18 protein-coding genes are annotated in these 18076 nt (G+C 66.6%); 6 read left to right on the forward strand and 12 right to left on the reverse strand.

What is annotated here, in order from left to right:
• Positions 1–9: 9 nt before the first annotated feature.
• The 3 genes from SLG_RS18605 to SLG_RS18615 are packed head-to-tail and all read left to right on the forward strand — an operon-like array spanning position 10 to position 1782.
• Positions 10–666 (forward strand): SCO family protein, encoded by a 657-nt coding sequence (locus SLG_RS18605; RefSeq protein ID WP_014078071.1) that lies wholly within the window; start codon positions 10–12, stop codon positions 664–666.
• On the forward strand, positions 663–1088 hold the full coding sequence (locus SLG_RS18610) for a YcgN family cysteine cluster protein (protein WP_014078072.1): 426 nt from the start codon (positions 663–665) through the stop codon (positions 1086–1088). Before SLG_RS18605 ends, SLG_RS18610 begins: the two co-directional genes overlap by 4 nt.
• On the forward strand, positions 1045–1782 hold the full coding sequence (locus tag SLG_RS18615) for a M48 family metallopeptidase (protein ID WP_148276647.1): 738 nt from the start codon (positions 1045–1047) through the stop codon (positions 1780–1782). The genes SLG_RS18610 and SLG_RS18615 overlap by 44 nt, the downstream gene beginning before the upstream one ends.
• A 42-nt stretch (positions 1783–1824) precedes the next feature.
• On the opposite strand, the gene SLG_RS18620 is transcribed toward SLG_RS18615, so the two are convergent.
• The 8 genes from SLG_RS18620 to SLG_RS18655 all read right to left on the reverse strand — a co-directional run bounded on the left by SLG_RS18620 (position 1825) and on the right by SLG_RS18655 (position 9854).
• Entirely contained in the window at positions 1825–3921 is a 2097-nt protein-coding gene (locus SLG_RS18620) for a transglycosylase domain-containing protein (protein ID WP_014078074.1), read from the reverse strand.
• A 105-nt stretch (positions 3922–4026) separates the two neighbouring features.
• The gene (msrB, locus tag SLG_RS18625; RefSeq protein WP_041393723.1) at positions 4027–4425 is read right to left on the reverse strand and encodes a peptide-methionine (R)-S-oxide reductase MsrB; all 399 of its coding nucleotides are present in this window, start codon (positions 4423–4425) and stop codon (positions 4027–4029) included.
• Between the two features lie 62 nt (positions 4426–4487).
• Entirely contained in the window at positions 4488–4766 is a 279-nt protein-coding gene (locus SLG_RS18630; RefSeq protein WP_014078076.1) for a DUF1971 domain-containing protein, read from the reverse strand.
• On the reverse strand, positions 4763–5212 hold the full coding sequence (locus tag SLG_RS18635; RefSeq protein ID WP_014078077.1) for a group III truncated hemoglobin: 450 nt from the start codon (positions 5210–5212) through the stop codon (positions 4763–4765). Before SLG_RS18635 ends, SLG_RS18630 begins: the two co-directional genes overlap by 4 nt.
• 61 nt (positions 5213–5273) lie before the next feature.
• Positions 5274–6257, reverse strand: a complete 984-nt coding sequence (locus SLG_RS18640) for a putative DNA polymerase III subunit delta (protein WP_014078078.1) — start codon at positions 6255–6257, stop codon at positions 5274–5276.
• A 10-nt stretch (positions 6258–6267) separates the two neighbouring features.
• Positions 6268–6756 (reverse strand): LPS assembly lipoprotein LptE, encoded by a 489-nt coding sequence (lptE, locus tag SLG_RS18645; protein WP_014078079.1) that lies wholly within the window; start codon positions 6754–6756, stop codon positions 6268–6270.
• On the reverse strand, positions 6756–9281 hold the full coding sequence (leuS, locus tag SLG_RS18650; RefSeq protein WP_014078080.1) for a leucine--tRNA ligase: 2526 nt from the start codon (positions 9279–9281) through the stop codon (positions 6756–6758). Before leuS ends, lptE begins: the two co-directional genes overlap by 1 nt.
• A 123-nt stretch (positions 9282–9404) precedes the next feature.
• A complete protein-coding gene (locus SLG_RS18655) occupies positions 9405–9854 on the reverse strand; it encodes a DUF3576 domain-containing protein (protein ID WP_014078081.1) in 450 nt (149 codons plus the stop codon).
• 407 nt (positions 9855–10261) lie between these two features.
• Here SLG_RS18655 and SLG_RS18660 point away from each other — a divergent pair, with 407 nt between their 5' ends.
• Positions 10262–10975, forward strand: coding sequence for a hypothetical protein (locus SLG_RS18660; protein ID WP_051003815.1), 714 nt, complete (start codon positions 10262–10264; stop codon positions 10973–10975).
• 57 nt (positions 10976–11032) lie between these two features.
• Here the strand turns inward: SLG_RS18660 and SLG_RS18665 are convergent, their stop codons facing one another.
• Entirely contained in the window at positions 11033–11569 is a 537-nt protein-coding gene (locus SLG_RS18665; RefSeq protein ID WP_231848705.1) for a thiamine phosphate synthase, read from the reverse strand.
• A 73-nt stretch (positions 11570–11642) separates the two neighbouring features.
• Here SLG_RS18665 and SLG_RS18670 point away from each other — a divergent pair, with 73 nt between their 5' ends.
• Positions 11643–12335: a YggS family pyridoxal phosphate-dependent enzyme gene (locus SLG_RS18670; RefSeq protein ID WP_014078084.1), complete on the forward strand. Its 693-nt coding sequence runs from the start codon at positions 11643–11645 to the stop codon at positions 12333–12335.
• Between the two features lie 34 nt (positions 12336–12369).
• Here SLG_RS18670 and SLG_RS18675 read toward each other — a convergent pair whose 3' ends face one another.
• Positions 12370–15228 (reverse strand): TonB-dependent receptor, encoded by a 2859-nt coding sequence (locus tag SLG_RS18675; protein ID WP_041392239.1) that lies wholly within the window; start codon positions 15226–15228, stop codon positions 12370–12372.
• A 143-nt stretch (positions 15229–15371) separates the two neighbouring features.
• Entirely contained in the window at positions 15372–16043 is a 672-nt protein-coding gene (gene pdeM, locus SLG_RS18680) for a ligase-associated DNA damage response endonuclease PdeM (RefSeq protein ID WP_014078086.1), read from the reverse strand.
• 122 nt (positions 16044–16165) lie between these two features.
• On the opposite strand from pdeM, the gene trhO reads away from it, so the two are divergent.
• Entirely contained in the window at positions 16166–17020 is an 855-nt protein-coding gene (gene trhO / locus SLG_RS18685) for an oxygen-dependent tRNA uridine(34) hydroxylase TrhO (RefSeq protein WP_014078087.1), read from the forward strand.
• Here the strand turns inward: trhO and SLG_RS18690 are convergent.
• Positions 16967–18064 (reverse strand): retroviral-like aspartic protease family protein, encoded by a 1098-nt coding sequence (locus SLG_RS18690; RefSeq protein ID WP_014078088.1) that lies wholly within the window; start codon positions 18062–18064, stop codon positions 16967–16969. The two genes, trhO and SLG_RS18690, sit on opposite strands and share 54 nt — an antisense overlap.
• Positions 18065–18076: the final 12 nt, after the last annotated feature.

Below are 18076 nucleotides of genomic sequence, written 5' to 3' on the forward strand. Positions count from 1 at the left end.
TAGCAGGGCATGGCTGGCCCTGTCATGAACAAAGCCCGCAAAAACATCATTTTCATCCTGGCCGCGCTGAGTCTCGCGGGCTGCCAGACGGGCGGCCCCGGCAACGAAACCAGTGCGGTGCCGGAAGGCAATCTGGTCGGCGCCCGCATCGGCGGCGATTTCGCCTTGACGGACCAGACCGGCAAGACTGTCCGCTGGAGCGATTTCAAGGGCAAGTATCGACTCGTCTATTTCGGCTACACCTGGTGTCCCGACGTATGCCCGGTCGACCTGAACAAGTTCATGGCGGGGCTCAAGCTGCTGGAGGCTTCCGACCCTGAAAAGGCCGCGAAGATTCAGCCAATCTTCATCACCGTGGACCCGGAGCGGGACACGCCAGACGTCATCGCGCCTTATGTGGCGGCGTTCCACCCCCGCCTCATCGGTCTCACCGGCACGCCCGAACAGATCGAGGCGGTCAAGAAGGATTTCGTGGTGATCGCCGGGAAGGAAGGCGATCCGGCTGCCACCAGCGACTATCTCGTCAGCCATACCCGCACCCCGGCCCTGTTCGACCCGGACGGCAAGCCCATTGCCCTGGTGCCGGTCGACGATGTGCTGAACGATGACAAGGATTCGGCGCCGCCCGAGGCAGTGCGGGACTTTCTCGCGGCCTATGTGCGATGAACTTCTGGGAGCAGCCGCTCGAGACGCTTGACCGCGCACAGTGGGAAGCCTTGTGCGACGGCTGTGGAAAATGCTGCCTTCACAAGGTGGAAGATGCCGACACGGGCCACATCTATCCCACGAATGTCGCGTGCCGGCTGCTGGATCGGGAAACGGCCCGGTGCAGCAATTATCGCCAGCGCCGGGCCTTCGTGCCCGATTGCCTGCGCCTGACGGCCGCCAAGCTGCGCTCCATCGCCTGGTTGCCTGCCACCTGCGCTTACCGGCTGCGGGCGGACGGCGAGCCTCTGCCGGCGTGGCACTACCTCATCTGCGGCGACAGGGAAGCGGTGCATCGCGAAGGCCATTCCGTGCGGGGCTGGACCATTGCCGAAACGCTTGCCGGCGATCTGGAGCATCACATTGTCGAGCGCCCGCTCTGAACATGCGCTGATCCTCGCCGACGGCGCCACGGTGCCGCTGGTCGTCCAGCGCCATGCCCGCGCCCGCAGACTGCGCCTGCGCTTCGACGGCCTGGCAGGGGAGGCATTGCTGACCATGCCGGCGCGCGCCTCCCTGCGCACCGCGCTCGACTGGGCCGGGCAGCAGACGGGCTGGGTGGAAGCGCAACGCGCCCGGGCGGCGGGACGGGTGGTGCTGGGGGATGGCGTCTGGCTGCCCGTGCAGGGCGAGCCGTTGCTCATCGTCGCCACCGGCGCTCCGGGTCGCCGGATCGAGCGAGAGGGCGACCGGCTGCTCGTCGGCGGACCTGCCGACCATATAGGCGCGCGGATCTTGCGCTGGCTCGCCACTGAAGCACGCGCGGTGCTCACGGACGAGACGCGCGCGCTTGCCGGAGAGCACGGGCTGCCCCTCGGCCGCGTATCGATCGGCGATCCGAGGGCCCGCTGGGGAAGCTGCTCGGCGCGCGGCGACATCCGTTACAGCTGGCGACTGATCCTCGCGCCACCCCATGTGCGGCTCGCGACGGTCGCGCACGAAGTGGCGCATCTGCGGCACATGCATCATGGACCGGACTTCCATGCGCTCGTCCGGGCGATTTCCCCGGTCGACCCGGACGTGGCCCGCGCCTGGCTTCGCCGCGAAGGCACTGGCCTGCACCGCTACGTCGGCTGATCGCTCCGGCAGGGGCAGGGGCGGGAGGAAGCGCCGGGCCGGTCAGCCCTGCGGCCGCGCCGGCGCCGCTTGCGACGGGCTCGGACGGGGCGTCGGCTGCGATGCGGGGGGCGTGCGCTGGCCGCGGCCCAGCACTTCGTCGATCCAGCGCTGATCGATGCGCTGCGGTGCTTCTGCCGGGGCGGCCGGCGGCGTGGGCTGCTCGGTCTCGCCGGTGGAATCGGTCTCGGGAGCTACCGGCGCGTCGAGAGGCAGGCCATTCTCGTCGACCATCATGCCATTGTCCGGCTGGCCATAGGCCTCCTCGTCCGGCTCGAGCTGCCATTCGGGCAGCGTGACTTCGGTCTCGAAGGTTTCGACCGGCCGGTTCGCGACCGCGACTTTCATATAGTTCGCAAAGGCACGCGCCGGTGCGCGTCCGCCCGCGAGGCCGCCCACGGCGCGCCCATCGTCCCGGCCCATCCAGACGCCGGTCGTGATACCGCTCGAAAAGCCGATAAACCAGCCATCCTTGTTGCTGCTCGTCGTCCCGGTCTTGCCAGCGACGGGGCGGCCGATCTGCGCGTTGCGGCCCGTGCCGGTATTGACCGCGGTCTGCATCAGGTCCGTCATGCCCGCCGCCACCCAGGGCGCGACCAGAACGCGGCTGGTATCGTCCTTGTGCTCGTACAGCACTTCGCCGTCGGCCGTCGCGACCTTGAGGATGCCATAAGGCCGCACCGCGACGCCCTTGCGCGCGACGGAAGCGAAGGCCTGCGTCATGTCGATGAGGTGGACCTCGGACGTGCCAAGCACCATCGAGGGATGCGTGTTGATCGTCGTCGAAATGCCGAAGCGCCTCGCCATGTCCGCGACCGATGCAAAGCCCACTTCCATGCCCAGCTTGGCCGCGACCGTGTTGACCGAGTAGGCGAAGGCGGTCCGCACATCGATCTCGCCGACATTCTTGCGATTGTCGTTGCGCGGGCTCCAGCCGTTGATGGTCACCGGACTGTCGTTGACGCGGGTATCCGGCGAATAGCCCGATTCGAGCGCGGCCAGATAGACGAACAGCTTGAAGGCGGAGCCCGGTTGCCGCTCGGCGGTCGTCGCGCGATTATAGTTGGAGCTGATGTAATCCAGCCCGCCGACGAGCGCCCGCACCGCGCCGTCCCGATCCAGGCTGACGAGCGCGCCTTGCGCGCCAGACGGGACATTGCCTTTGATCGCGGCAACCGCCGCCCGCTGCAGGCGCAGGTCGATGGTGGTGTAGACGTCGAGCGGCTGCTCCTGCTCGTCGATCAGGTCGTCGAGCTGCGGCAGGACCCAATCGGTGAAGTAGCGCACGCTGTCCTGCGCTTTTTCCGGCACCATCTCGACACTGCCGAGATCCACGGCCGCCCGTTCGGCCTGGCTGATGTCGCCATTGGCCGCCATCACGTCCAGCACCACGCCGGCACGGCCGGTCGCCGCCTCGGCATCAGCCGTCGGCGAGTAATGGGAGGGCGCCTTGACGAGGCCCGCGATGATGGCGGCTTCCGCGAGATTCAGCTCGGTTGCCGGATGATTGAAGAATTTGCGGCTCGCTGCGTCCACGCCATAAGCGCCACCGCCGAAATAGACCTTGTTCAGGTAAAGCTCGAGAATCTCGCGCTTGCTGAACTTGCGCTCGATCGCCAGCGCGAGCACGATCTCGCGCAGCTTGCGACCGGCGGAATAGCTGTTGTTGAGGAAGATGTTGCGAGCCAGCTGCTGGGTAATGGTCGACGCGCCCTCGATCCGGCGCCCCTGCCCGCGCCGCTCGAACGCGCGCCAGGCGCCGCGTCCCATGCCGATCGGATCGACGCCCGGATGCATGTAGAAGCGCTTGTCCTCGACCGAGACGAGCGCGCGCGTCATGACTTCGGGAATCTGGTCGTAGCTCAGCCAGCGCCCGTAACTCGGGCCCAGCGAGACGATCACCGTGCCGTCCGCAGCGTGGACGCGAATCATCTGGCCGTTCGGCGAGCTTTTGAGCGCGTCAAATCCCGGCAATGACTGCATCGCGATCACGACCGCGATGGCCAGCATGATGAGCCCGGCGATGCCGAGCGCGATCCCGATCTTGAGCAGCCTGAAAAACCAGAGCCGGACGCGGCTCACCGCTTGTGCCTTGGCCATGCCTCGCCTTGCTTCGCTCCGCCCTGCCGCGCGCACGTTTCGCGCAGCACGCTAGAAGCGTTCCCCGCCTTTACACGCGCTGAATGGGATTTCCAGCCGCTTTCCTCAATCGTCCTTCGGCTCGAAATCGAGAGCGACACTGTTCATGCAGAAGCGCAGCCCTGCCGGTCCCGGTCCATCGGGGAAGACATGGCCGAGATGGCCGTCGCAGCGCGCGCAACGGACTTCCACGCGGCGCATACCGTGGGTACTGTCCTCATAGGCGGTGACGGCATCTTGCGCCATCGGTGCGGTGAAGCTGGGCCAGCCGGAGCCGCTGTCATATTTATGGCCACTGTCGAACAGCGGCAGGCCGCAACCGGCGCAATGATAAATGCCGGCATCCTTCAGCCCATCATATTTGCCGGCGAAGGCCCGTTCCGTCCCGTGCTCGCGCAGGACGTGATATTGCTCGGGTGTGAGCCGTTCGCGCCATTCGGCGTCGCTGAGATTCATCTTGTCCATGGCAGTGATATCGGGAGGATGCCGGCGAGCGTCAATGGCGCCGCGCCGCCCCGGCGGCATGCTCAGGCGGGCAGCGGCGGCAGACTGTGGAAATCCACCTGCATCCTCATGGGGCCAAGAGGCGTCACGAAGTGGATTTCGCCGGGGTTCACTTGCCCGGGGCTCCCGGGTGCGAGCAGTAATGTGCGACCGGTTTCGGGGAAGGTCAGCTTCAGCTCGCCTTCGATCACGCGGATCAGTCCCCAGGTGCCGGCCTTGGTGCTGTGGCTGGCGCGCAGCGCGGCGGGCAGGGTCTCCTCGTCGAAGACCGGCGTGGAGCGATAAGGCAGAGGGGCAGTCATGGCCGGCCGGCCTCGGTCAGCGATCTGGCCGCACGCTGGCGATCGACGGCGGCAAGATCATCGGGCCCGAAGAACATCGCCAGCTGCAGGCTCTGCGCGATGCGCTGCGCCCGGTCCTGCAGGGCGAGGGCGGCCGCGGGCGTCATCAGTTGATTGCTCACCTGCGCCCAGAGATCGAGCCATCGCTCGAACAAGGCCGGTGTGATCCGTGCGCGATGCTTCATGTGCGCCGGGACCGGGCGGCCCTTGTAACGGCCGCTCGTCAGCATCACCGAGGACCAGAAAGCGGCCAGCTTCTCCAGATGCGCCGGCCAGTCGTCGATCGCATCGTCGAAGATGGGCCCCAGCGCCGCATCGGCACGCACCCGATCGTAGAAGGCGGCCACCAGGCGGCTCAGTCTGTCTTCGTCAAGCTCGAGCAGGCCATCATGAATTTCCTGGGTCATGACATGGCATCTAGGGGCGGTGACGGGCGCCCGCCATCCGGCGATCTACGGATAGGCCTGCTCAGCGACGGCGGGCCGCCAGCCTCGCGACGTTGACCAGTTCCTGCGCCAGCACCGTTTCCCCCATGCCGTGCGAGAGGCGGCTCGTTCGCTCGGCCTGCGCCATGCGCCGAATGGCGCGCCCCAGATCGTCAGCCGACCAGCGCTGCGCGAGATCGTCGTCTCCCCGTCCACCGTAGCGCTGGCCCTGGCCCGCCTGCGTCTGCGCCAGCCCGACGGCTCTCTGGAGCGTGATGCGCAGGAGGCCGGCGAGCGATCCGCCGCTCTGGCGCAGCCGCGCCATCTCCTGCTCGGTGCCCCGGATGTTGCCGGAGAGCACGGTCATCGCCGCCTTGAACAGCTGCTGCTCGCCGCCCTCGGCGCCAAGCGCGTCCAGCGCTTCGTCGGTGGCCGCCCTGGGCGCTTCCGGCGTAGCATCGAGATAGAGGACAAGCTTCTCGATCTCGCCGGCCAGCAGGCCCCGTTCCCCGCCGGAGAGCGCAACCAGCCGTCGCGCGAGATCGCCGGGCAGTTCCAGACCGGACTCGCGCGCCATGGTGACGGCGAGCTGCTCGGCATTGCGGCCTTCCGGCGCATAGCTGACGATCGTCACGGCGGCTTTGTGCGCATCGCAGAAACCGAGCAGCTTGCTTGTCTTGCGCAGGTTGCCGGCAATCATCACCACCGGATCGCCAGTGGCATCCGCCTCCAGCAGCGTCTGCACCGCCGGCAGGACTTCCTCACCGGCCGGCTGGACGCGGATCCAGCGACGATCCCCAAACATGGAAATGGCGGCGGCTTCGTCCGGCAGGCGAGCAGGATCGCTGCGCAATGCCGCACCGTCCAGATCGACGCGTTCCGCGCCGGGTCCCATGGCCCGGGCAAAGCGGGCGGCCAGTGCCTCGCTGCCCGCTTCATCGGGACCGAAAAGCAGGTAGAGCCGGATGTCCGCGGCGGGATTGTCGAGCGCCTTGAGCGCCGCTGCATTGTCGGCGCGCAGGCTCATGCCGCGCCGGTCATGGCCGCGCGTCCAGCGCCACCCGCGCCAGCACGCGGTCCGCCACGATCTCGGTCAGCCGTTCGAGCGCGCTGTCCTCCGCGGCGACTGTCGCATATTCGCTCGACGTGACGTCGATGCCCGCGTCCCACCCGGTCGTGTCATCCAGCACCGTCTCGCCGCTGCTGGTGTCGACCAGCTGGTAGCGGGCCCGCAGAGTGCGCCGCTCGCGCGTCACCACGTCATTGGCGCGCACACCCAGCCCCTCGATCCGGTCGTCGAGCTGGACCTTGAGCAGATAGCGCGCCTCGCCATCGCCCATGGCAGCCAGCCGGTCGTTCAGCGCATTGCGCATCAGCCAGCCGCTCTTGCCCTCGATGGCTTCCACCCGCACGCCGGCAAGCGCGCGCGCCGCTTCGCCGCTGCGGCCGCCAGCATACATCGGCTGGAGGCCGCAGCCCGCGAGACTCGCGAGCAGAAGAAACAAGGCTGGGGCTGTCCTGCGCATCAGATGACCACATTGACCAGGCGGTCGGGCACGACAATCACTTTCTTCGGCGCCGCCCCGTCCAGGGTGCGGACGACATTGGGCGCGGCCAGCGCCAGCGCTTCCAGTGTCGCCTTGTCGGTGCCCTTGGCGACGGTCAGCGTATCGCGCAGCTTGCCTTGCACCTGCACGGCGATGGTCACTTCGTCCTCGACCAGCAAGGCCGGATCGACGACCGGCCACATGGCATCGGCAATCAGACCCTCGCCGCCCATTTCGGCCCAGGCTTCTTCCGCCAGATGCGGCGTCATGGGCGCGACGAGCAGCGCCAGCGTGCGGATGGCATCCGCACGGCTCGCGGACGGACCGGCCTTCTCGATCGCGTTGGCCAGTTCGTAGATCTTGGCGACGGCCTTGTTGAAAGCCAGCGCTTCGACGTCCCGGGCTACGCCGTCGATCGTCTGGTGCAGCTTGCGGTCGAGCGCCTTGTCGATCGCGCCGTCACCTGTCTCGGCGACCTTCCCGAAGATGCGCCACAGCCGATTGACGAAGCGCCAGGCACCATCGATGCCGGCCTCGGTCCACGGCAGATCGCGCTCGGGAGGGCTGTCCGACAGCATGAACCAGCGCACCGCGTCCGCGCCGTAACGCTGGATGATCTCGTCCGGGTCCACGACATTCTTCTTGGACTTGGACATCTTGACCACGCGGCCGAGCGTGACCGCTTCCCCCGTCCCGTCCACGAAATAGGCGCCTTCCCGCCGCACGACTTCCTCCGGGGAAAGCCAGCGGCCATCCGGGGCCTGATAGGTCTCGTGCGTGACCATGCCCTGCGTGAACAGGCTTTCGAACGGCTCCGTGATGCCGATCTTCTGGATGTGGTTGAGCGCCCGGGTCCAGAAGCGCGCATAGAGCAGGTGAAGGATCGCATGCTCGATGCCGCCGATATACTGCCCCACCGGCAGCCAGCTCTCGGCCTCTTCCCGATCGAAAGGCTTATCCGAAGGCTGGCTGGCGAAACGGATGAAATACCAGCTCGAATCGACGAAGGTGTCGAGCGTGTCCGTCTCGCGAACGGCAGCCTTGCCGCATCTGGGGCAATCGACATGCTTCCAGGTCGGATGCCGGTCGAGCGGATTGCCGGGCGTGTCGAAACTGACATCCTCGGGCAGGACCACGGGAAGCTGGTCCTTCGGCACCGGCACCACGCCGCAGCCGGCGCAGTGAATGAACGGGATCGGCGTGCCCCAGTAACGCTGGCGCGAGACGCCCCAGTCGCGCAACCGCCAGACCGTGGTGCCCTTGCCCCATCCGCCGGCTTCGGCGCGGGCGATCACCTCGGCCTTGGCGGCTTCGACCGCCATGCCGTCGAGGAAGCGCGAATTCACCAGCTTGCCCGGCCCGGTATAGGCCTCGTCATGGATCGGCGCGGTCTCCTCACCCGCAGGCGCGACGACGCGCTCGACCGGCAGCATATATTTGCGCGCGAAATCAAGGTCGCGCTGGTCATGCGCCGGCACGCCCATCACGGCGCCCGTGCCATAATCCATAAGCACGAAATTGGCGACGAAGAGCGGCAGCTTCCAGTCCGGATCGAAGGGATGGACCACCGACAGGCCGGTGTCATAGCCCTTCTTGTCCTGCGTCTCGACCTCGGCGGCGGCAGTGCCGGTGCGGCGGCACTCCTCGGCGAAGACCGCGAGATCGGCATCCTGCTGCGCCAGCGCCAGCGCGATCGGATGATCGGCGGCGATGGCGGCGAAGCTGGCGCCGAAGATGGTGTCCGGCCGGGTGGAGAAAACCTCCAGCCGCTCGATCCCCTCGACCGGCGTTTCCAGCGCGAAGCTGAATTGCAGGCCGACGCTCTTGCCGATCCAGTTCTCCTGCATCAGCCGCACCTTGTCCGGCCATTTGTCGAGATCGCCCAGCCCGGCCAGCAGATCGTCGGCGAAATCGGTGATCTTGAGGAACCACTGGCTGAGCTTGCGCTTCTCGACCAGCGCGCCCGAGCGCCATCCCCGTCCGTCGATCACCTGCTCATTGGCGAGCACGGTCATGTCGACCGGATCCCAGTTTACCGCGCTTTCCTTGCGGTAAATGAGGCCGGCTTCGTAAAGGTCCAGGAACAGGGCCTGCTCCTGCCCGTAATAATCGGGCTCGCACGTCGCCAGTTCGCGGCTCCAGTCGAGCGCGAAGCCGAGGCGCTTGAGCTGCGCCTTCATCGCCTGGATGTTGGAGCGCGTCCAGTCGCCGGGATGGACGCCCTTCTCCATCGCCGCATTCTCGGCAGGCATGCCGAACGCGTCCCAGCCCATCGGATGCAGCACGTCATGGCCGCGCATGCGCCGGAAGCGCGCCAGCACGTCGCCCATGGAATAATTGCGGACGTGCCCGATATGGATGCGTCCCGAAGGATAGGGAAACATCTCGAGCACATAGCTTTTCGGCGCACCGGGACGGGCGCCGGCCCTGAAGCTCTCTCGTTCGTCCCACACGGCCTGCCAGCGGGCGTCGGCCACGGCGGGATTGAAGCGTCTCTCGCTCACATCATGCCTCGTTTAACGGAGCTTTTCGGATTCCCCTGCGGGCGGGGCCGGCTCCCTTCATGAATTCCGCCTGTTCAGCCTGTCCGGTGCGGGCGGCACCATGCCGCCCGGCCGCAGCTTGGCTCAGCCGCCGATCGCGCGGCGACGCAGGTCGCGCGCCTTGGTGAGGATGATCTCCTCAAGCTTCTGCGTCGTCGCCGCCTGAACCGGCGCGTCGATCCATTCGCCGTTCTGCAGCGTCTGCCGGCTCGCCGCGACGCGCAACGCGTCGGCGCGCAGATCCTGGTCGAGGATCGTCACCGTCAGTTTCATCCGCTCATTGGTGGCCGCCGGATTGATATACCAGTCGGTCAGGATCACGCCGCCATCGGAATCGGTCTGGAGCAGCGGCATGAAAGCCAGCGTGTCGAGGCTCGCGCGCCAGAGATAGCCATTGACGCCGATACTGGTGACGCGCGACGCCGCGAGATCGGCACGCGGCCGCTCCCGGCCACCGCCGCAGGCCGCAAGGGCACAGCAGGAGAGTGCCAGCACCAGCCCGCTCGTCAGTCTCTTTCGTTCGCACCGAACCATGTCGTTCCGTTCCTGTGATGTCCGGCCTTGGCCGGGCTCCCTGTCGATCAGCCTCTATAGTGTACGTCGTCCGAGGCACAAGTGGCGGATTCCGCAGCCGGACGGGGCCGGAGATGCCCTTCGGCGGGGCCCGGCGCGCCATCCGTGAAGGGCGGCGGGGGCTTCAGGCCGGATCGATTCATGCTTGATCTGGCCCGCGACGATGTGAAAGAGAGCGGCCGAGGGGATGCGGCTTTCGCGGACAAGGCGGCGACTGTGGATAAATGGTCACGCTCCGGGGCAATTTACGTGCCGCGCTAGTTCGTTAAGACCCTTGATGCTATATCACGACTTCGCAATGCCCGGAGTCGGGCTGGGAGTGAAACGTGCGTTTGAGTCGGAGCCGTATCGCGATTTTTGGGGGTCTTTTGACCGCCGGTTCGCTTGCGCTCTCTCCTGCGCTGGCCGCGGTCGTCCAGGCGATGTCTCCGGGGTCGGAAATTTCCCCCGTATCGCTCAAGATGCTCGGCAGCATCGGTTCCTTCACACCGGTGACGACGGACGACAAGCTGGCGAAGGCCTATGCGCGGGCCGCGCGCGAATCGCAGAGCCGGGGTTTTCGCTTCACGCCGAGCAGTGGTTCGGTCAACGGGCGCTCGCTGACCATTCTCGTCAGGGCGCCGGGGGCAACGCCCTCTGCCTCCGATGGCACGTCCGGTCGCGTCCTTCCGAATCTGGGCGTGGCGCCGGTGGCGTATCGGCTGGGCGTCTCCAAGGGACTCAGCCAGTTCATGGCCGCGCCGGGCCTCGATCCCGCCATTCCGGATCCGATCCTCGAGAAGAAGCTCAAGGAGCCCGTGCCCAGCTATACGCTGCGTCCGAAGAAGGATCGCTTCTCGGCCAATGTCCAGATCGAGAATCGGGAGGCTACGGCCATTTCCCCGGTCGAGGAGGCGCCGCAGACGCTCAGCACGGAGCAGAGCTATGCGGTTGACGTGTCGAGCAGCTATCGCCTGACCCGCAACCTGAACCTGCAGGCCGGCGTCCGCTACAGGGGCCCGAACAATCGTCTCGCGCCCATGGTGACGGATCAGACGCAGGACAGCCAGGCCGTCTACGTCGGCACCACCTTCAAGTTCTGATCTCGGCCGTCTGAAATCGGTCAAGCGCGCTGCATTTGTGCGAGCGAAGCCGTCTTCTCACCGCCGCCGATAGCCCGACAAACCATCGATGGCGGCAAAGCCGTGCGCGCCCAGACGGCGGACCAGCGCGGCATGATGCGGACGAACCCCGCCCAGCGCGATAACCGGAACCGGCGAATAGCGAGCAAGCGCGGCGAACCGGACGGCGCCGAGCGGCCTGGCGTCCGGGTGAGAGCGCGTGGCGAAGAGAGGCGAGATCAGGACGGCATCGGCACCGGCACGAACGGCCGCGCGCAATTCGCGCTGGTCATGGACCGGGGCGCTGTGCAGCCATGGCCGCTCGCGACCGGTGGAAAATCGCGAAGGCTTCACCCGCCCATGATGCCCGTCCGCGCCCAGAGCGCGTGCTACCGCCGGATTGCCTGCGACCAGCAGGCGGCATCCGCGCCGCAGCGTCAGGGTGCGCAGGCGGTCGAACAGCGCGAGGCGCGCCGTCTGCGCCGTCGCATGGTGTCGCAGCACGACAGCCGATCCGCGCGGCAGCCGCGCCACGGCCCGCAGCAGCTGTGCTTCGCTCAGGCGCTCATCCGTCATGAGCCAGATGGCAGGGACATCCCCGCGCGATTTGCCGTGGCCTTGGCGCATGGGGCCTCTTATAGCGGCGCCGATGAACGGGCATAGCGACGAGATGACGGCCGCCGCCGGGCGATTGGCGGATGTCAGGGAAGCAATCCTGCGGGCCGAGCGGATTGCCGGCAGGGCCGCGGGATCGGTGCAGCTGATTGCCGTCAGCAAGACGCATGACGCCGATGCCATCCGCCCCCTCATCGCAGCCGGACAGCGGCTGTTCGGTGAGAACCGGGTTCAGGAAGCGCAGGCGAAATGGCCTGCCCTCCGCGCGGAAACGCCGGACATCGCGTTGCATCTGATCGGGCAGCTCCAGTCCAACAAGGCGGAGGATGCCGTCGCGCTGTTCAATGCGATTCACTCGGTGGACCGTCCCTCGCTGGTCGAGGCGCTGGCGAAAGCCATGGCGAAACTTGATCGCTGGCCGGAGTGCTTCATCCAGGTGAATATCGGGGAGGAGCCGCAGAAGGGCGGCTGCGCCATCGCGGACCTACCTTCTCTGCTGGAACAGGCGCGTGCGGTCGGCCTGCCGGTGGTCGGGCTCATGGCGGTGCCGCCGCTCGATGTCGAGCCGGCGCCCTATTTCGCCCTGCTGGACAAGCTCGCCCGCGATCATGGCCTGACTGGCCGCTCCATGGGCATGTCCGGCGACTACGAGACGGCGATCATGCTCGGCGCGACGCATGTCCGCATCGGGACGGCCCTGTTCGGCACCCGCCCGCCGGTCGCCTGACTCCCTCCCCCGCCGGGAGAGGGAGCCGGCATTTTCAGAACTTGCCGCGCAGCGTGATGCCGTAGGTGCGCGGCTCGGCCAGATAGGCCGAGAAGAGCTGGTTCGACATCGTCCCGAAGCGGCCGAGCTGCCCGGTCGACTGGTTGTTGGGGCTGGAGCTTTGCAGCGGGCTGTTGAAGGCCACCTGCGTATAGTCGCTGTCGAAGATGTTCTGTCCCCAGAACTCGATTGCCCAGCGTTCGTCCGGTCCCCGGATGCCGATGCGGGCATTGGTGACGATATAGCCATCCTGCCGCTTCTCGGGATAGAGGTCCGAGCCGGTGTTGTGATCGCCGGTCATGCGGGTATCCACATAGAGAAGGCCCGAATAGCCACCGCCGATGGGCGGCGTCCAGGCGAGGCTGGCGGTGGTCACCCAGCGCGGCGCGTTGCTGTTGTCCTGCCCTTCGAGCAGGAACAGCGCCGGATCGAGCGGGGTGGAGCCGCTGGCATTGCCGACGAGCTGATCGGCGAATTGCGCCTTCGCATAGGTAACGCCGGCCGTGCCGCGCAGATAGCGCGTGGGCGCGACATAGGCCTCCAGCTCCACGCCCTCGCTGATGAGGCCGGGCTTGGTATCCTCGCAGGTGCCATTCGCCGCCTTCGCACTCTTGCAGCCATTGATGTTCTGCACGACGAAGCTGGTGCCGTTGAAGGTGTTGAGCTGGAAGTTGCTGAACTCCTGACGGAACAGCGCGGCATTGAAGCCCCAGCTGCGCTTGTTGACCTTCAGGCCGATCTCGAACGCGTCCACCGTCTCGGCGCCGAACAGCAGCGAGGAGGCATCGGCATTGGTGCGCGGCGAGAAATAGGTGATCGGCGAGATGGCGGGGGCGACGCCCCGATTGCCGAGCTCGAAGCGATCGAGATTATAGCCGCCCGCCTTGTAGCCGCGCGAATAGCCGCCATAGACCATCACGCCGCCGCCGACCTTGTAGGAAAGGACGGCGGTTCCCGTGAACTCATCGTCATTGAAACTGTCCTGCAAGTCGAGGCCGTTCAGGCTGGTGCTCGCATTGCCCAGGCACGCGAGAGTCAGGATGCCGCCCGCGAGCTGTGCCGCGCTGCCGAGTTGCGCGTTGGTCGCAACGCCGGGCAGCGCAGAGGCCTGCAGCGCCGCGCACGTCGCATTGTTGTTGTTGAGATCGGCCGAGAAGCGCTTGCGCTCGTTGGTGTAGCGCAGGCCCAGCGTCAGATCGAGCCGATCAGTCAGGTGGACGATATTGTGCGTGAACAGCGCCCAGTTCTCGCTCTTCTGATAGTAACGCGTATCGGTGTCACCCGCACCGGTCGGGATCGTGGCGAGCGCCGTCAGACCCTGCCCCAGACCGCCCGAGATGGCCGCCGCCTGCGCCTGCGCGTTGGCCAGCGGCAGACCGGCATTCACGAAGGCCTGCGTCAGTCCGGCGTTGAGATTGGCCTGGGTGCCGGCGATCAGATTGCCCACGTCGGGCGTTGCCGGATTGCCGTCGATCGGTGCGCCGCAGAGTGCAAGCTGCGCCGGCGCCAGATTGCTGGTGTTGCCGGCGCCCGCCATCAGGCGGCAGGCAGCGAAGCGGCCATAATCTGCGCCGAAGCGGATATTGTCGCGCAGCGTCAGCTTCTCGTTGGCGTAATAACCGCCGACCAGCCAGTCGAGCGCCTCGCCGAAGGCCGAGCCCTGCAGGCGCAGTTCCTGCGTGAAGGTCCTGAACTGGCGGAACGTGCCGGGGTCGCGATAGAGCAGATCGGCAGTCGAATAATCATAATCGCCATAGTCTGCCGACTTATAGTCGCGATAGGCCGTAATGCTGGTCAGCTTCGCGCTGCCCAGATCATAATTGATCTCCGCGGAGACGCCCCAGTCCTTGAGATCGCTCACATAATCCCGGCCGGGCGTGATGCTGATCTTCCGCTCATAGGGATCCTGCGCGTAAGGCGTGGCGCCGTTCGGAAAACGGGTGCCCAACGCGCCGAGGATCGTCACGATCCGGTTGGTGGCGTTCTGCGCGTAGTTGGTCGGGCTGGTGCCGACTTCCTCGCCCGTGTCGATGAACACCGCGCCGCAGCAGCTCTCGTCGCGATTGGTATAGTCACCGATCAGACGGATGGAGAGATCGCTCGTCGGCTCGAAGAGCAGCTGACCGCGCAGGAAATAGCGATTGCGGTCATTGGTATCGCCGGTCTCCTTGCCGGTCGCATCGACGATCTTGAGGAAGCCGTCGCGGCGTGAATAGACGCCGTCGAGGCTGGCGGCGATCGTCTCGCTGATCGGGCCGGTGACTCGCCCGGCCGCGCGCCAGAACTCGTAATTGCCATAGCTCAGCTCGCCACTGGCGCCGAAAGTGAAGCTCGGGGCCTTGCTGACAATGTTGAGCAGACCAGCCGAAGCATTGCGCCCGAACAATGTGCCCTGTGGCCCGCGCAGCACCTCGATCCGCTCGATCTCGCCCAGATCGGTGAGGCCGGCGCCGGTGCGCGAACGATAGACGCCGTCGATGAACACCGCCACCGAGCTTTCAAGGCCCGGATTGTCGCCCACCGTGCCCACGCCGCGAATGCGCGCGGCGCCATTGGCTTCCGAGCCGGTCGAAGACACCAGCAGCGAAGGCGCGAGCTGGTTGAGCTGGCGGATATCGTTGGCGCCGCTGTTCTGCAACGACTGGGCCGTCACGGCGGAGACCGCGATCGGCACTTCGGCGAGGGGACTGGCGCGTCGGGTCGCGGTGACGATGATGTCGCCTGCGTTATCGGGATCGTCGGCCGCATCCTGGGGAAGGGAGCCGGCACTCCCGTCCTGGGCCAGAGCTGGCGCGGCGAGCGCGCAGAGCATTGCCGCCAGACTGGCGGACACAAAGAAGGCGGGCCGTTGCATGGCTGATACTCTCCTGCGTTCTTTTTTCGGGCGGCGTCTGCCGCTTCTGGCGAGAATCATACGCCATGCCCGATCGCGCTGGAATTCCCCCTTTTCCGTTGATTCGTCCCTGTTGCCGATTTGCGACACTGGCGTGGGTTTAGTCAGGCGGGAACGGAGAATCTGAGCAGCCGGTCGGAGATCGGGACGAGCGCTTCGCTCCCCTGTCCCACCAGTGCGCGGATTACCGGCGCCGCTACGTCAAGGCCGCCGGCATAAGCACCGAACGCCGGCATGATGAGCTTGCGTGCGCTCAGCACGAAGCAGCGCCGCGAGACGAGCCGCCCTCGAAGATTGAGGCGCCACTTGGGATGAAAATGACCGGATATTTCAGCCCCGGCTTCGTTCGGCCGAGCTTCGTGGCGCAGGATGATGTCCGCGACTCGGGTTTCATGCAGCGTTTCGCCGCCCATGTCCGGCGTCGGTCTCGGATCGTGGTTGCCGGTGATCCAGATCCAGCGGCAGCTTGCCGTGAGACGGGTGATGCGGCGGCGCGTGCCCTCATCCATGCGGTCGCAGGCACCCATGTCATGGAAGCTGTCACCAAGGCACCACACCTCGCGCGGGCGGATGCGCGCCATCAGCCCTTCCAGAGCGTCCAGCGTCGCGACACTGTCATAGGGCGGCAGCATGCTGCCCCGGCAGGCATAAGCGCTTGCTTTCTCGAAATGCAGGTCGGCGAGGATCAGGGCCGATCGTTCCTGCCACACCAAGGCCCCCTCGGGCAAAGCCTGCCAGGTCTGACCGCCGAAAGCGAAAAGGGATTGCGCGCCCATGGTGACGCTAATGACGCGATGCCGGCGCGCTTTCAATCGCTCTTTCGAACAAAAGCGGAACCCGGCCCAGCCCCGGACAATGCAGCATTCCCATGAGCCCGCTCTGCGCCTAGAGCGGCGCCATGTCCGACTGTCAGCCAGCGCCGGTGCGCGTCGCCGCTTTCTATCGTTTCGCGCCGATTGCCGAGGTCCAGGCGCTTGCCGAAGACCTGCGTGCGCAGGGCAGCCGGGACGGGCTGGTCGGCTCGGTCATTCTGGCGCAGGAAGGCGTGAACGGCACGATCGCCGGGGCGCCGGACGCCGTGGACGGCTTGCTCGATCGCTTGCGGGCGCTCCCGGGATGTGCCGATCTCGCCCCGCGCGTCCACCAGGCGGAAAGGCTCCCGTTCGCGCGCTGGAAGGTCAAGGTGAAGCCGGAGATCGTGACGATGGGACGCGAAGGGATCGACGCGGCGCATGGCGCGGGCATCCATGTGCCCCCCGCGCAGTGGAACGCGCTGATCGCCGATCCCGACACGATCCTCATCGATGCGCGCAATGACTATGAAGTGGCATTGGGCCATTTTGCCGGGGCCATCGATCCCGGGACGCAGGGCTTCGGCGATTTCCCCGCATGGTTCGACGCGCAGGCGGATGAATGGCGGCAGGAAGCGCAGGCCCGGGGGCGCAGGCCGCGCATTGCCATGTATTGCACGGGCGGCATTCGCTGCGAGAAATCGACCGCTTACGCGCGGGCGCGCGGGTTCGACGAGGTCTATCATCTGGAAGGCGGCATTCTCGCCTATCTCGCCGAAATCGAGGAAGAAGAGAGCCTCTGGCGAGGTGAGTGCTTCCTGTTCGACGAGCGCGTCTCCATCGCGCATGGCGAGCGGACCGGGGCCGCGGCCCTGTGCCCGGATTGCGGCCAGCCCTATCTCGTCGGCTCAGGGCAGGACTGCGGCCGGTGCGGCGGCGCTGGCGAGCCGGGCGGCATCTGACTTGCGGAAGCCGGTGTCGAGGTGGAAATCGACGCGCCGGCTGCCGAAATCGATCGCGATCCTGTCGAAGAGGCGCAGCATGCGCATGCCGAGCAGCATGGCGGGCTTGTCGGCAAGATCGAGCTCCTCGAAAGGCGCGGCGTCGAGGAACACCATGGGCACATTGTCCAGCGTCACAGACCCGATCGTGATGCGCCGCACGATGGTGAACAGCGCCGGCACCTCGGCCCCGGTCACGCTGGTGAGCATGGTGGGCTGCGGAGGCACCACGAGCTTCTTGAGCTTGAGGCTGCGGAACAGCGCCATGTTGCCAACGCTCATTTCGGCCCCGGTATCGAGGATCACGCTCACGCGGCGTCCCTCCACGCGGGAGTCCACGAGAATGAGCTGGCCGAAACGGCTGCGTGCCTGCACCACGATGGTATCCGGGTCGCTCGTGGGCGGCCGCCGCCGGCTTTCCCCGATGTCCATGCGCCGTTTCCTGAAGTCGAGCGTGAGGCGCTTGTCCTTCAGCGTATCGAGCCCGATCAGCCCGGCCCCGCCGAGATCGGCATGGGCGATGCTGAGCGCCTTGAGATCCTCGATGGCATGCTCGCCCAGCCTGAGGCCTTCCAGCGCCACGGAGGGGACGGTGACTCGCCCGGCCATGCTGACGATCTCGACCGGAGGCAGAGACGGCAAGGCAAGACGCTGCGCGAGTTCCGTCGCGACGATGGTGCGCTGGGAGCCGGTGTCGATGAGGAAATCATAGGAGCTGCCGGCGATCTCGACCGGCATGGTCATCCGGTCGGACCGGTCCTTGCCCAGCAGGAGCAGCCGCTCGGTCAGCTCGAACAGCGAGGGATCGAATGCCTGCCCGTCCTTCCCCGCACCCACGACGAAATCGCCGGGCACCGGGTCGGGCGAGGGAGCCGGGGCAGCCTTGTCCTGGGCCGTGGAACCCTGGGCCGTGGAGTTTTGTGCCATGGCCCCCGGCGCCGTGAACGGCGCGCCGAACGCCAGCGCCCCCAATCCTCTCATGATGAGCCTGCGTGCGAACGACATGACTCGACCTCT

Origin of the sequence: Sphingobium sp. SYK-6, assembly GCF_000283515.1 — a bacterium.
GTDB classification, from domain to species: domain Bacteria; phylum Pseudomonadota; class Alphaproteobacteria; order Sphingomonadales; family Sphingomonadaceae; genus Sphingobium; species Sphingobium lignivorans.